The organism is Komagataeibacter melaceti, assembly GCF_003403295.1.
Lineage (GTDB): Bacteria > Pseudomonadota > Alphaproteobacteria > Acetobacterales > Acetobacteraceae > Komagataeibacter > Komagataeibacter melaceti.
On record NZ_QUWV01000222.1, the window covers coordinates 1 to 329 of the forward strand.

At 67.5% G+C, this 329-nt stretch carries 1 pseudogene; it reads right to left on the reverse strand.

From position 1 onward, the window contains the following. Window positions 1-329 (reverse strand): annotated as a pseudogene (locus DY926_RS16510) (ParB/RepB/Spo0J family partition protein); the annotation flags it as partial.

A 329-nucleotide genomic window follows, 5' to 3' on the forward strand; every position in this document is an offset into this window, starting at 1 on the left:
GCGCCGTGGCAAAGCCCGCCGCATCGGGTACCCAGTGCCCACCTTCGCCAACATGGTTCATGAGCGCCGCACGCATGAGCTTGCCCGTGGCCTGTTCAGGCAGTCCCTCGGCCTGCACGGCCTTGGTGATCCCGGCCTTGCTGTATGTTTTCAGGAAGTCTTCGACGGCCATATTGGGCATATGGCTGTCCGCGCCGAACAGGATGCCCAGCAGGAGCGCCTGCGGGCCGCTGCCGTCGTGCGGGCTGACGTCGCAGTTCGCGATGCTCCGCACCACCGCCATCGCATGATGGCGCAGCAGCGCCGGGTCGCGCACCAGGTGCCCCTCG